Origin of the sequence: Clostridium algifaecis (assembly GCF_017874415.1) — a bacterium.
Taxonomy (GTDB): domain Bacteria; phylum Bacillota; class Clostridia; order Clostridiales; family Clostridiaceae; genus Clostridium_B; species Clostridium_B algifaecis.
On record NZ_JAGGLM010000033.1, the window covers coordinates 1 to 15332 of the forward strand.

The following is a 15332-nucleotide window of genomic DNA, read 5'->3' on the forward strand; positions in this document are numbered from 1 at the left end:
ATACCCCCAAATATGGTGGACCTTCAGGGACTCGAACCCCAGACCTACCGGTTATGAGCCGGTTGCTCTAACCAACTGAGCTAAAGATCCATATTTTAAACCTGGCGACTACCTAACCTTCCACAGGGCCTCCCCTGCAGTACTTTCGGCACAATGAAGCTTAACCTGCCTGTTCGGAATGGGAAGGAGTGTTACCTTCACGTCATTACCACCAGATATTAAATAAACTGCTTGTTGTTTGTCATTACAGTTTTACATTATACGTTCTTTTTATCTAACTGTCAATACTTTTTTAAACTTTTTTTATCATATGCATAATAATGAGAAACTATAAAAAACGGTCATATAAAAAACATTCTTACTTTGATAAGAAAACGTCTTTTAAATGACCTGAACATTATAATTTGTTTATTAATTTTTTAAACTCATTGCCTCTAGCTTCAAAGTTTGGATATGCATCAAAGCTTGCACATGCAGGAGAAAGGGTAACTATATCGCCTTTAGTGGCTATTTTATTTGCTTTATTAACAGCATCTTCAAGTGAATCTGCTAAAATTATTTTAACTTCAATATTCTTTTCTTCTTTTAACTTATGAAAAGCTTCAAGTATTTTATCCTTTGTATCTCCCATCAAAATTAAAGTCTTTATCTTTGAATATCCTTCTTCTGCAAGTATATCAAAAGGAATCTTCTTATCATATCCACCTGCTATAAGTATAACAGGTCTATCAAAAGCCTTAAGTCCTGCAAGTACTCTAGTTGGACTTGTAGCTATAGAATCATTGTAATATTTTACTCCTTCTAATTCTCTCACAAACTCACACCTGTGTTCTACTCCTTGAAATGTAGTAGCAACCTTTTTCATACTTTGTATGCTTACATCATCTTTAACTGCTGCAAACGCAGTTAAAAAATTCGCAACATTATGCATTCCCATAAGCTTAATTTCATTTGTTTTACATACTTCAATTCCATCAATATACAACGTATCCCCTTTTAAGCATCCACCAGACTTCAATTCATCTTTGATACTAAACTGTTTTATTCTGCCAATAGCTTCTTTTACCATGGAATTAGTATACTCATTATCTTTATTAAGAATTACCAAATCATTACTGCTTTGATGTTTGAATATATTTTTCTTTGCATTTACGTATTCTTCCATGTCTTTGTGTATATCAAGATGATTTGGACTTATATTTGTAACTACTGCTACCTCTGGTGACACATCCATTCCCATAAGCTGAAAACTTGAAAGCTCGAGAACTACTTTATCATCAGATTTTATTTCTTCTATTTTAGAAAATAGCGGTATGCCTATGTTTCCTCCAACCCAGCTTTTATATCCTTCTTCCTTCAAAATACTATATATAAGAGTAGTTGTAGTAGTTTTTCCATCGCTTCCTGTAACACCATATATTTTAGCTGGACAGTATTTAATAAATTCTTCAATTTCTGAAGTTATATATGCACCTTTATTTTTTTCTGCTGTCAACGCAGGACTATCTATTCTCATAGATGGTGTTTTAAATATTACATCAAAATTATTTAAATCTTCCAGATAATTTTGTCCTAATACAAGCTTTACTCCATTGTCTTTTAATTTCTTAGCATATTCTCCTATCTGGTTTTCATTCTTTTTATCAAAAGCACTTACCTGTGCTCCCAATTTTATCAAAAAATCTATCAAAGGTTTATTGCTTATCCCAATACCAACTACTGCTGTCTTTTTACCATTTATAAACCTTTTAAAATTTCTAAAATCATCCTTCATCAAAAAACCTCCAAAATAAACTATTCCTATAATCTTTTCAATTCATTATATCACTTCTATTTCACCATTGTACTGTTTTTTATATATAAAATTCTCCAATATTTTATCAAATAAAGTCTAAATTATGAGAAAATACTTAATTTAAAAATTTTATATTTATCTATTGAAAATTATTCTTACTGTATGTTATACTATTACTGTGCCGTAAGGAAACATTAATATAATTCCCCAAGTTTTAATTAAACATATAACATATCCCCATGATTAAACCCTATTTTACCGGATGTCGTAACATCCGGTAATTTTTTTGTACAAGCAAAACCACTCATTTTTATGAGTGGTTTTGCTTTATTAAAAATTCTATCTAAAATTCTACTTTTTCTTTAAGGAATTTATTGAGTTCTTCTACTTTTATTCTGAATTGATCCATAGTGTCTCTATCTCTTACAGTAACAGTATTGTCTTCAAGCGTATCAAAGTCAATTGTTATACAGTAAGGTATTCCAATTTCATCTTCTCTTCTATATCTCTTTCCAATACTTCCTGCTTCATCGTAATCTATATTAAAATCGTTTCTTAAAAGATCATAAACTTCTGAAGCCTTTTCAGATAATTTTTTAGTTAACGGAAGTACTGCCGCTTTAAATGGTGCTATAGCTGGATGGAAATGCATAACTATTCTTGTATCTCCACCTTCAAGTTCTTCCTCATCATAAGCATCAACTAAGAAAGCAAGTACTGCTCTATCTGCTCCAACTGAAGGTTCTATACAGTATGGAACAAATTTTTCATGAGTTGTTGGATCAAGATATGTCATATCTTTTCCTGAATGTTCCTGATGTTGTTTCAAATCATAATCCGTTCTATCTGCAATACCCCAAAGTTCCCCCCATCCAAATGGAAATAAATATTCAATATCGGAGGTAGCACTACTATAGTGAGAGAGTTCCTCTTTCTCATGATCTCTGAATCGTATATTTTCCTTTTTAAGTCCTAAACTAATTAAGAAATTCCAGCAATAATCCTTCCAGTAACTATGCCATTCTAAATCTGTGCCTGGTTTGCAAAAAAATTCAAGTTCCATCTGTTCAAATTCTCTTGTTCTAAAAGTAAAATTTCCTGGAGTAATTTCATTTCTAAAAGATTTTCCTATCTGCGCTATTCCAAAGGGTATTTTTTTTCTACTTGTTCTTTGTACATTTTTAAAGTTTACAAATATACCCTGTGCTGTTTCAGGTCTTAAGTATATTTCTGATTTGGTATCATCAGTTACACCCTGATAAGTTTTAAACATAAGATTGAATTGTCTTATGTCTGTAAAGTTGCTTTTCCCACAATTAGGACAAACTATATTATTATCTTTTATGTATTTTTCTAGTTTTTCGTTGCTCCAGCCATCTGCACTAGCTTTTTCTACTCCTTGTGCTGTCATATGCTCTTCAACTAATTTATCCGCTCTAAATCTAGATTTGCATTCCTTACAATCCATAAGAGGATCTGAAAAATTTCCTACATGACCGGAAGCCTTCCAAACTTCGTTATTCATAAGTATGGCACAATCTATTCCTACATTGTGTTTACTATCATGAACAAATTTCTGCCACCATGCTTTCTTCACATTGTTTTTTAGTTCTACTCCAACAGGACCATAATCCCATGTATTTGCGAGTCCTCCATATATATCTGAGCCAGGATATACAAATCCTCTACTTTTTGCCAGTGCAACAACCTTATCCATATTCTTATCCATATATTTCTCCTCCTGTATTTTGATTTTGTATTGGGCTTAATTTGTAAAATATTTTCACACATAAAAAAAGAGCCTCTTTAAAGGGACGAATTATATCCGCGGTTCCACCCTTTTTAGCAGAGATGCTCATCTTTAAATATTTATAGCTCAAAAGCTCCTTTCATAATGAGACTTCAGCTGTTTTCACCAATCACAGCCTCTCTTTTAAAGAAACATTATTACTATTCTTTCTCACAGCTATATATTAAATTTATTTTCAATATAATCAATATAAATGGCTCCGTGGAAAGGACTCAAACCTTCAACCCTTCGGTTAACAGCCGAATGCTCAACCATTGAGCTACCACGGAACAATTTAAAACTTACAATTTTATTATACCATCCAGGTTACAAAACACAATATAATATTTTTGAATATTAATTATAATTTATTGCTGTAATGGCTTCATTGTAGGGAATAATATGACATCTCTTATTGAAGATGAGTTAGTCAAAAACATTATAAGTCTATCTACACCTATTCCTAATCCTCCTGTTGGTGGCATACCAATTTCAAGTGCATTTATAAAATCATCGTCCATCATATATGCTTCATCGTCACCCATTTCTCTTTCCTTTAACTGCTGAACAAATCTTTCTTTTTGAACTATAGGATCATTTAACTCTGAATATGCATTGCATATTTCTCTTCCATATACAAATCCTTCAAATCTCTCAGTAAATTCAGAATTTCCTCTCTTTTTCTTAGTAAGAGGTGATACTTCTACAGGGTAATCTAATACAAAAGTAGGTTGAATAAATTTTTCTTCACAAAATTCTTCAAACATAGCATCTAGTATATCGCCCTTTGAACAATCTTTTAATTCTTTTTTAAGTTCAATATTTTTTTCTTCAGCAATTTTACGTGCTTTATCATCGTCTTTTATTTCATTAAAATCTACATTTGCAAATTTTTTAACAGCATCAACCATAGTTATCCTATTCCATGGTGGTTTAAAATCTATTTCAGTATCTTCATAAACCACCTTAGTTGTACCAAGAACTTTTTGGCATATATGAGCTACCATATTTTCTGTAATTTCCATCATATCGTTGTAATCCGCAAAGGCCTCATATAATTCAATAGATGTATATTCAGGATTATGTCTTACATCCATACCTTCATTTCTAAAGCATTTGCCAATCTCATATACTTTTTCAAAGCCACCTACTATAAGCCTTTTTAGATAAAGTTCTGTAGCTATCCTAAGATACATATCCATATCAAGTGAATTATGATGTGTAATAAAAGGCTTAGCTGCTGCACCACCTGCTATTGGTGAAAGTATTGGCGTTTCTACTTCAATAAAATCTTTATTATCCAGGAATTCCCTCATGGCCTTAATAATAGCTGTCCTCTTCATGAATGTATCTTTTACCTGCTCATTCATTATTAAATCTACATATCTTTGTCTATACTTTAAATCTGGATCTTTTAATCCATGCCACTTTTCAGGTAATGGTCTTAGAGACTTTGCTATAAGCTTGAAATCAACAATATGAACAGTTATTTCACCTGTCTGAGTTTTAAATACCTTTCCTGTTATAACTAGAATATCTCCTATGTCATAAGTTTTATATTCTTTTAATTTCTCTTCACCTACATCATTTATTTTAATATAAAGTTGAATTTTGCCATATCTGTCATAAAGATCAGAAAATCCTGCTTTTCCATGTACTCTCTTAGACATCAGCCTTCCAGCAACAGTTACTTCTTTTCCTTCAAGTTCATCATAGTTATCTCGTATCTGTTTTGAAGTATGGGTTCTCTCTACTTTATAAACTTCAAATGGATCTTTGCCCTCATTTTGTAAATTAGTAAACTTTTCTCTTCTTTCTTCTATAAGTACATTAAATTTTCGCTCCAGTTTATTAAAGTTATTCTTTTCATTTGCCATTAACACTTGCCTCCAATTATCTTCTTATGCTTAGTATTTCATATTTACTTAATCCGTCTGGAATTTGAACTTCAACTATATCCCCAGTTTTTTTGCCTAAAAAACTTTTCCCTACCGGTGATTCACTTGATATCCTATTATTAACAGGATCTGCTTCTAAAGATCCTACAATTGTGTATTCAACCTCTTCATCAAAATCATAGTCTCTAACTTTCACAATAGAACCTACACTTACTATGTCCGATTGAATTTCGCTTTCATCTACTATACTAACATTTTTCAACATATTTTCAAGTTGTACTATTCTTCCCTCTATGAATGCCTGATCATTTTTTGCATCATCATATTCTGAATTTTCACTTAAATCCCCGAAAGAAAGAGCCGATTTAATCTTTTCTGTTATCTCTCTCCTCTTAACCGTTCTTAAATACTCAAGTTCATCTTCAAGTTTTTTTACTCCATCATAAGTCATTATGTGCCCACTTAACTCACTCATTAAATTCTCCCCTTTAAATATTTATAAAATCATACCCCTATAATTTTTTTATAAATACTACATTAAATAATTATTGAAGTTATTATAAGACAGCATTATTTTAATGTCAACATGTTAATATAAAATAAATATATTGCTTACATATATATACTATTAGCTAGATTAAATTAAGATTACTATTATTTAAAAGAATTCTCATATTCTTTTAAAATTCCAATAACATTTTCAATACCTTTTTCACAATTTATTTTATCCTTTATTTCTTTACTTCCTCTAATACCTTTCAAATACCAACTCATATGCTTTCTCATTTCAAGTACGGCTCTCTTCTCACCTTTATAATATACATCCCTTTTATAATGTTCAAGACACATTTCTATCTTTTCTATATCCGTTGGACACTCAATAATATGCCCTGATTTCTTCTGCAGTATTTGTTTAAATATCCATGGATTTCCCATTGCTCCTCTCCCAATCATAATTGCGTCACATCCAGATGATTTAAATCTATCTTCTGCATCTTCTGGACTTTTTATATCTCCATTTCCTATGACTGGTATATTAACTGCCTCTTTAACTTGTTTTATTATATCCCAATTAGCCTTTCCTGAATACATCTGCTTGCTGGTTCTTCCATGAACCGTTATGGCATCCGCTCCTGATTGTTCTATCCTCTTTGCAAAATTTATCACATTTATATGGTCAAAATCAAACCCTATTCTCATTTTTACAGTAACAGGTTTTGAGGATGCTCTTTTTACTTCCTTAACTATATTCTCTGCAAGCTGTGGTTTTTTCATAAGAGCCGATCCATCACCATTTTTTATTATCTTAGGAGCAGGACATCCCATATTTATATCCACTATGCATATATCTTCCCTTTCATTAAAAAAATCACAGGATTTTGCCATTATAAGTGGATCATTTCCAAAAATCTGTACAGCTGAAGGCTCTTCTTTTTTTGATATATTAAACATTTCCTTGGTCTTATCGTTTCCATAAAATAAAGCTTTTGAACTTACCATTTCTGTATAGGTAAGCCCGCAGCCCTGCTCTTTGCACAATTCTCTAAATGCAATATCTGTAACTCCAGCCATAGGAGCTAGAAATATATTATTTTCAAACTGTAAATTTCCTATTTTCATTTGAGTACATACTCCCTGTTCTTATAGTAAATTATTCTAAGTCCTGTTAAAGTTAATATTGGATCTATTATATCTATAGAACCTGATTCTTCATTTATCAACTTTGCAAGTCCTCCTGTGGCTACTACAAATGGTTCCTCTTCTCCACATTCCATCATTTCTTCTTTCATTTTATTTATTATGTACTCAACTTGCCCTACATATCCATATACTATTCCCGCTTGTATACTTGTAACAGTATTCTTACATATTATATTTTTAGGTTTTACAAGCTCTACCCTCGGAAGCTTGGCTGCCCTTTCAAATAATGCATCTGAAGATATCTGAACGCCCGGGCAGATAGTTCCTCCTAAATAATTACCTTTAGCTGTTAATGCACAAAATGTAGTAGCCGTACCAAAATCTATTATAATTGCAGCTCTTTTATATATCTCATGCGCTGCAACTGCATTTACTATTCTATCAGCTCCAACTTCTCTTGGATTATCATATTTTACATTTATCCCTGTTTTTACTCCAGGTCCAACTACAATAGGCATAACTTTAAAATATTTTATTATCATATGTTCAAGAGAATACATTATATTTGGAACAACAGAAGAAATTATAGCTCCTTTTATATCTAATGGATTTAGATTATTCTTTTTAAAAAGTTCAATTACCTGAATACCATATTCATCTGCTGTCCTCTTCGAATCTGTAGATAACCTCCATACAGATACAAGATCATTATCGTCATAAATTCCAATTACAATATTAGTATTTCCAACATCTAAAACTAAAATCATTAAGTAACACCACCTTTAATAAAACTAATACAAACATAATATATTAAAGTTAAATAATTAAAGAGCAGCTCTAAAGCTGCCCTAATTTACACTGTATTGTCAATTAACATCTTAATTGTAACAATAAAATTTTATTTGTCAAGAGCATTATGCATCAAACAATTATGTTAAATTTTTATTTAACTATTCTTTGTTTTTTCCATAAAGTCATGACTATTTACTATATACCTAATGTGGGATCCTGTCCCTATAACGCCTTTATCGTCCTGTGCTTCTACATCAAAAAATAATTTTTTTCTATCAACCTTAGTAAGTGTAGCTTTGCATGTTATCTTTGCTCCTACAGGTGAAGATTTAACATGCTTAACATCCATTTCTATACCAACTGTAGTATAGCCCTGTGGCAATTCATTTATTACTGAACTTTTAGCTACATTTTCCATAAGTGCTATCATTGATGGTGTTGCATATACTTCCAAATCACCTGATCCCATTTTTATAGCAGTGTCATTTTCTGAAACTTTTGTTTCCTTAGTAAGTACAGTTCCTTCTTTTAAATTTAATTCCATTAAATCATCTCATTTCTTTTTAATTATTATCTATATTATATAGTAATTATCTAATTTTTAACATACTTTTTAATAAAAAAAAATTATCCACTCCATGTAACTCATAGAGTGGATAAAATTTATGCTTCATTAAATATAATTTTAAATTCATTTGCATCTATTTTTTCTTTTTCAAGTAATGCTTTTGCTACAGCATGAAGTTTGTTTATATTTTCAGATAACAGCTTTTCAGCTTTTTTGTAGCTATCTTCAATTAATTTTCTTATTTCCTTGTCAATTTCAAAAGCTACCTCTTCACTAAATGTTCTTCCTTTACCAAGGTCTCTACCCAAAAATACCTCATCATGACCTGAACCAAATGCTATAGGTCCAATATCACTCATTCCATAATCCATTACCATTTTTCTTGCAATAGTTGTAGCCCTGTCAATATCATTTTTAGCTCCTGTACTTATATCTCCTATTATAAGTTTTTCAGCTACTCTTCCACCAAGAAGTCCTACAATTTCATCTTCAAGTTTTGTCTTTGACATATATGAAGTATCTTTTTCTGGAAGATGCATTGTATATCCTCCTGCCATTCCTCTTGGTATTATACTTATTTCATGGACTGGATCTGCTGTAGGTAAAAGCTGCATAACAACTGCATGGCCTGCCTCATGATAAGCAGTAATTTTTCTGTCTTCCTCATCTATTACTCTGCTCTTTTTTTCAGGTCCTGCAATAACCCTAGTTACTGCTTCTTCAAGCTCTTCCATTCCAATTATATGTTTACTTTTTCTAACAGCGAGAAGTGCCGATTCATTCATTAAATTTTCCAAATCTGCTCCTGTAAATCCAGGTGTTCTTTTTGCTAATACATCTAATTTTACTTCGTCCTCAAGATGTTTATTTTTAGAATGAACTTTGAGTATAGCTTCTCTTCCCTTTACATCTGGAGCTCCTACTACTATTTGTCTGTCAAATCTCCCTGGTCTTAATAATGCAGGGTCCAATATGTCAGGTCTATTTGTTGCCGCTATCATAATTATACCTTCATTTTCACCAAAACCATCCATCTCAACTAATAGTTGATTCAAAGTTTGTTCTCTTTCATCATGTCCTCCACCAAGACCTGCTCCTCTTTGCCTTCCAACTGCATCTATTTCATCAATAAAAACTATACAAGGCGAATTTTTCTTTGCCTGATCAAATAAATCTCTAACTCTTGAAGCACCTACACCAACAAACATTTCCACAAAATCTGAACCGGATATACTAAAGAATGGAACTCCAGCTTCTCCCGATATAGCCTTTGCAAGTAATGTTTTACCGGTGCCTGGAGGCCCTACAAGCAAAACTCCTTTAGGTATTCTAGCGCCCATCTCTATGTATTTCTTAGGCTGTTTTAAGAAATCAACAATCTCCGCAAGTTCCTGCTTTTCTTCATCTGCTCCAGCTACATCATCAAACGTAACCTTCTTTTTATCTGGCGTGGCCATCTTAGCTCTACTTTTACCGAAGTTCATAACCCCTCGATTTCCTCCACCGCCCTGAGATTGCTGCATAAACATAAACCAAAAAGCTACCAGCACAAGTATTAATAAAACTGTAGGCAAATATTGTACCCACATAGGAATTGTAGCTGGTTTTACATACATTTCCTTAACCTGACCATCTTTAGGATGCTGCCCTATAAACTGAAATAATCTTTCTGATGGTACTACTGTCTCATATTGGGTACCATTTTTTAGACTACCATCAACTGTCATCTTATCTTCCTTAAGTTGAAAACTGTTTACATTATTATTCAACCAATATTTTTGAAATTCATTAAAACTAATAGAAGTTGAACTTTGATTAGTTCTTACAAGCAGTAATGCTGCTAGAATTACGAATACAAAAATTACTACCCAGGCCGTTGCACTTGAAATTTTTTTCATTAAAGGCCCCCCTCTCTTTGTAGTTTTACACTGTAAAATTGTATCATAAGCAAAATTCCTTTACAATGAATTTTAACATTATTTATAAATTTCCTCCTTTAATATTCCAACATAGGGAAAATTTCTATATTTTTCACCATAGTCTAACCCAAATCCTACTAAAAAGTAGTCAGGAACCTGAAATCCTATGTATTTTGCATCAATTTTTACTTTTCTAGCTTCTTCCTTATTTAGAAGACATGCTATTTCTATACTATCAGCTTTTCTACCTTTTAAATAATCTACAAGATATGAAAGTGTAGTACCTGAGTCTATTATGTCTTCAACTATTAATATGTGCTTGTTTTCAATTTCGGAATCTAAATCCTTTAATATTCTAACTACCCCTGAACTTTTACTTGAATTTCCATAACTCGAAACAGCCATAAAATCCATTGTGCATGGAATAGTTATTTGTCTTAATAAGTCAGCCATAAATGGGACTGAACCTTTCAATATACCAACAAGTATTAAATCTTTCCCTGCATAATCCTTACTAATTTGCTGTCCTAATTCTTCAACCCTCTTTTTTATTTTATCACTGCTAATAAGTACTTCCTGGATATCATCACTCATATCATGCATTGTTTAAATTTCCTCACTTTCAAACTTTATAGCTACAATATTTTCCGTATTTTTATCAACTTTAAAAAGTTCACTTATTCTATATCCAACTAGCCATCCTATATATTCTCCAAAACATATGAGTGGAATATCGTCTCTTTTTTCCTTGGATACTTTTAAATCTATAAACATACTTTTTAATTTTTTGCTTCCTTTCATTCCAAGTGGTGTAAATCTATCCCCTTCTTCCCTATTGCGTAATATTATATCTCCTTTTATCTTATCTTGATCAAAGTATTGAATAAATTTATTTTTATTTTTAACATTCCTTTTGCAATTAAATTCTACATATATATTACAATTATAATCAGAAATATAATTATTTCCTTTATATAATTTATATTTATTAATCCTTTTTATATTCTTTTTTATATTCTTTTTTATAATTATATTGCCATAATCATTTAATACATATATATTATTTGGGAGCATAATTTTTTTTCCTGTGGAATGATGCTGAATATGCATTATATTCTCAATATGAACTTTTTCAAAGTCCTGCAAGCTTCCACTTACCTCTTTTAAGCATAATCTCAACATTCTAGATATTACTGCCTTATTTTCTAAAAATGCCTCTTTAGATATTATAACCTTTTCTTGGGTTATATCACAATATTTTTTAAGTTTTTCTCTTGAAATAGCATTTAAATAATCATTATCCACTTTAATAGTTTGCGATAGCCTGTCTAAAGTAGTTATTATATCTCTATTGAAATTTTTTTGAATATACGGTATGAGTTCCAGCCTTATCTTATTCCTGGAATATATAGTTTCAAAATTAGTTTTATCTATTCTTGGCTTCAATTCATTTTTAGCACAATACTTCTCGATTTCAAATCTTGTAGTGTTTATAAGCGGTCTTACAAATATATGATCTCTTACAGCTTTTATGCCTGTAAGTCCATCAAGCCCCGAACCTCTTATAATTCTCATTAATATAGTTTCAGCCTGATCATTTGCATTGTGTGCAATAGCTATTTTATTTCCGCCTATATCATTTTTAACTTCATCAAAAAACTCATATCTTATTTTTCTTCCTGTACTTTCACAAGATAAGTTTTTTCTTTTTGCGATTTCACCTACATCTACCCTTTTGCTTCTAAATTCAACATTTATGCTTTTGCAAAAGTTCTTTACAAATTCTTCATCTGCATCTGCTTCTTTTCCTCTAAGGCAATGATTTAAATGAGCTGCATATAATTTTATACCAAGTTTATCTTCAAACGTATGCAAGATATGCAGCAAACACAGCGAGTCAGGTCCTCCTGATACAGCCACAACCACTTTATCTCCCTTATCAAACATATTATTACTTTCTATAGTATCAAGTACAGTTTCTATCAAAACAAACACTTCCTAAAAACAATTTACTTAGAAATAATATATTATATTATAGCATAACTATAATATAATTTGTGATTAATTATAAGTACAGTTTTGCCTGCATTTAATAAAGACTGTATATTCTTTCTACTATTACTGTCATGTCATCTTTTATTTTCCCACTTGATAATTCCTTTGCCTTATTTATAATTTTTTCGCTTATTTCTTTAGGATCATTACACTTAATATCCTTAAGAAATCTTACTATCCAGTCGCAGCTTCCTGCTACCTCACTGTTATAATCTAATATCCCATCACTAACCATTATTATAAAATCTCCACTTAATACCCTTTTGTTTATTATTTCTATGTCGGGTTTATCCAGTACCCCTATAGGTAATGTTTTAGATTTTATAATGTCTATACTATCATCTCTTTTTATAAAACTGGCTGCTGCCCCAACTTTCATAAAATCAGCTTCACCTTTATATAAATCGATACTGTTCAAATCCAATGTTGAAAACTTCTCATCTTCTGTAAATTTAATACTCATAATAGAATTTACCGTATTTATAGCCGTAAGTTTATTAAAACCAGCTGTTGTAAACTTTTCTATGAGTTCTACCGCAGCACTACTTTCTTTCCTTGCTTGCGGTCCTGATCCCATTCCATCACTTATTATAGACATATAGCTTCCATCTGGCAGATTTGTACAGGTATAGCTGTCTCCATTATATTTTTCACCATCTTTACAAATTCTATTTGCATAAGCTGCTACATGAAATTTAGGTGTCTCTTCAAAAGTTACACTACATGTTTTAATTTGTGTATCTATTTTGCATCCTTCTTCGCTTATACACATTAATTTTCCTGTAACATTATTTATAAATGGTAATACTTCTTTTATACATTTCTGCCTCCCACCGCAGGCATCCATTGACATTTTTATTATCAGATGATTATTTTTATTATTAAAACAGAATATATCTCTATAATGTATTTTATTTTTCGTGAGTATTCTTCTAATATCATTTTCTATGTCAGGATTAAATTTTATGTCCGTATCGAACTCGTCTACTATCTCTGATACAGAACTACTCATATTACCTATCTGTGTTCCCAAAAGTTCCCTGCATTCACTTAATCTATTTCTCCACATTTCACTTATAATATAGTTATTTACAATATCCTGTGTACTATCCATGAGTATTGTCCTTTTTATACATTTTTTGCCCAACTCTACCGGAATAACCTTTTTGTTCTCTTGATAATTTTGTATAATCTCTACAAACATATTGTAAGTATTATATCCTTCTCTTCTCCAGCACAGCGTTCTCATAGAACAGTTAGAGCAAACCCTGTCTTCTAAATTTTCAACTAAAGCACTACTTTTATTTTTCATGGCAAGCTTATCATTATCCGCCAGTTTTTCAAGAGTTGATGATATATCTGTAAGTACTTCTGCAAAATTTTCCAGTCTCTTGACCAATACAGCTTTTATTTTTTCAGCATAGTTTTCCTTTTGATGTTCTCTCTTTTTTTGCCAGTCTAATTCAATTTCCATATCCTTATAAACCTTTTTTGGAATTACCATAAATATAGCACAACTTATTAATATTTCTGTAATTTTAAATTGGACTCCTATGTTAGAATACAATTTTAATATTACAAAAACAACTATATAAGAACATGCACTCATACATTTTCCAGTTTCCCTAAATACGCCAGAAATAAGTCCGCACAATCCATAAACTGCAATATATGTAATCATGTCGCTTGAGCTCATACCTATGATAGTTCCCATTGCGACTCCACAAGCTGCACCCTGTGCACTACCTTTTACATATCCAAGTATAAGTACAAAACTTAGAGCTATTATGTTTCTAAAAGATACTCCATATAATGAAATTCCCCAGGTGCCTGAAATTACAAAAGACATAGTTACTGCCATACTAATTATCTCTTCACTGTTATACAAATGTCTTGTTTTTAATTGTCTAAGGCATATTATTGAATAGTTAATAATAAAATATAATGGGAATATACATAACACTTCAAAAAATGAATTAAAGAGTGCTACTGAGAAAGAAAATTTGGCTATTAAAAATTTATAGAACAATATTTCGATAAAAATACAAGAAAATAATAGTATAATCTCTCTATTTTTACTCATATCTTTTAACAAATAGCCTATAATTGATAGTGTAACAGTTATAGTACAGTACATAGTGAGATATTTTATATTTCCATACATAGATAAATACCCCAATAATGTTCCCAAAGCTGATAAAAATATAATTTTTCTTTTTTCTGATACTATAATAGCAGCAAGAAATGCTATTCCAAAAGGAGCCATTAAATTTACCAACATAACTCGCCCTACCAGGAATGCAGCTAAAAAATAAGATATAGTCCTTAATGTATCTGGTAAATTTTCAAATTTGCTTTTCTTCTTACCATCTTTTGATTTAATGGACCTTTCATAGGGAAGTACTTCTACCCCATATTGCATAAATATCACCCACCTTATAAAATAACTGTTTTTATTATATCAATGTTATCTGGAAATAAATGTCATAAGATAATACCTGATTATATTTTTTTTAGGACATTTATTTCTAAGTTTTTTAGGAATCTTTATTTTAGACAATTATATTCATAAGAATTACATCAATTATTTTTATATGTCGCTTATAGGGCAATATTATAATGGTAATAAATTTTATAAACAAACACTATATAAAATTATCCACAATGTGACTAATTTTATTAGTACAATAAGATTTTGTTTTGAGAAGTATGAAATCTAAAAAAATGCAATAAAAAAAACCTGTAATTATTACAGATTTTAAAATATACATATATTCATTTGGTTGCGGAGGCAGGACTTGAACCTGCGACCTTCGGGTTATGAGCCCGACGAGCTACCAACTGCTCCACCCCGCGATATTTGGTGCTGAAGACC

11 protein-coding genes, 3 tRNA genes, 1 rRNA gene and 1 other annotated feature are annotated in these 15332 nt (G+C 31.1%); all 15 genes read right to left on the reverse strand.

Translation table 11 applies throughout. The annotated features are described in order from the left end of the window. Positions 1-13: 13 nt before the first annotated feature. A tRNA-Ile gene (locus J2Z42_RS13855) sits at positions 14-90 on the reverse strand. Positions 91-99: 9 nt separating this feature from the next. Further along, positions 100-216 (reverse strand): 5S ribosomal RNA (rrf, locus tag J2Z42_RS13860). Positions 217-397: 181 nt separating this feature from the next. Continuing rightward, the gene (murD, locus tag J2Z42_RS13865; RefSeq protein ID WP_209703361.1) at positions 398-1774 is read right to left on the reverse strand and encodes a UDP-N-acetylmuramoyl-L-alanine--D-glutamate ligase; all 1377 of its coding nucleotides are present in this window, start codon (positions 1772-1774) and stop codon (positions 398-400) included. A 364-nt stretch (positions 1775-2138) separates the two neighbouring features. After that, the gene (locus J2Z42_RS13870) at positions 2139-3524 is read right to left on the reverse strand and encodes a glycine--tRNA ligase (RefSeq protein ID WP_209703362.1); all 1386 of its coding nucleotides are present in this window, start codon (positions 3522-3524) and stop codon (positions 2139-2141) included. Positions 3525-3602: 78 nt separating this feature from the next. Then, positions 3603-3768, reverse strand: a binding site (T-box leader). A gap of 31 nt (positions 3769-3799) precedes the next feature. Further along, positions 3800-3874 (reverse strand) — tRNA-Asn (locus J2Z42_RS13875). A 78-nt stretch (positions 3875-3952) separates the two neighbouring features. Next, a complete protein-coding gene (gene lysS, locus J2Z42_RS13880; RefSeq protein ID WP_209703363.1) occupies positions 3953-5461 on the reverse strand; it encodes a lysine--tRNA ligase in 1509 nt (502 codons plus the stop codon). Between the two features lie 16 nt (positions 5462-5477). Next, positions 5478-5957, reverse strand: a complete 480-nt coding sequence (gene greA, locus J2Z42_RS13885; RefSeq protein WP_209703364.1) for a transcription elongation factor GreA — start codon at positions 5955-5957, stop codon at positions 5478-5480. A gap of 179 nt (positions 5958-6136) precedes the next feature. After that, the gene (dusB, locus tag J2Z42_RS13890; protein ID WP_209703365.1) at positions 6137-7102 is read right to left on the reverse strand and encodes a tRNA dihydrouridine synthase DusB; all 966 of its coding nucleotides are present in this window, start codon (positions 7100-7102) and stop codon (positions 6137-6139) included. Then, positions 7099-7890 (reverse strand): type III pantothenate kinase, encoded by a 792-nt coding sequence (locus J2Z42_RS13895; RefSeq protein WP_209703366.1) that lies wholly within the window; start codon positions 7888-7890, stop codon positions 7099-7101. Before J2Z42_RS13895 ends, dusB begins: the two co-directional genes overlap by 4 nt. A 179-nt stretch (positions 7891-8069) precedes the next feature. Beyond that, positions 8070-8459: a thioesterase family protein gene (locus J2Z42_RS13900; RefSeq protein WP_209703367.1), complete on the reverse strand. Its 390-nt coding sequence runs from the start codon at positions 8457-8459 to the stop codon at positions 8070-8072. Positions 8460-8578: 119 nt separating this feature from the next. Next, positions 8579-10381: an ATP-dependent zinc metalloprotease FtsH gene (gene ftsH / locus J2Z42_RS13905; RefSeq protein ID WP_209703368.1), complete on the reverse strand. Its 1803-nt coding sequence runs from the start codon at positions 10379-10381 to the stop codon at positions 8579-8581. A 78-nt stretch (positions 10382-10459) separates the two neighbouring features. Continuing rightward, positions 10460-11005, reverse strand: coding sequence for a hypoxanthine phosphoribosyltransferase (hpt, locus tag J2Z42_RS13910; RefSeq protein ID WP_209703369.1), 546 nt, complete (start codon positions 11003-11005; stop codon positions 10460-10462). Between the two features lie 3 nt (positions 11006-11008). Beyond that, positions 11009-12388: a tRNA lysidine(34) synthetase TilS gene (gene tilS / locus J2Z42_RS13915; protein ID WP_209703370.1), complete on the reverse strand. Its 1380-nt coding sequence runs from the start codon at positions 12386-12388 to the stop codon at positions 11009-11011. Positions 12389-12491: 103 nt separating this feature from the next. After that, complete coding sequence (gene spoIIE / locus J2Z42_RS13920; protein WP_209703371.1) at positions 12492-14879, reverse strand: stage II sporulation protein E; 2388 nt, start codon at positions 14877-14879, stop codon at positions 12492-12494. A 358-nt stretch (positions 14880-15237) separates the two neighbouring features. Beyond that, positions 15238-15313: transfer RNA gene (locus J2Z42_RS13925), tRNA-Met, on the reverse strand. Between the last annotated feature and the right edge of the window lie 19 nt (positions 15314-15332).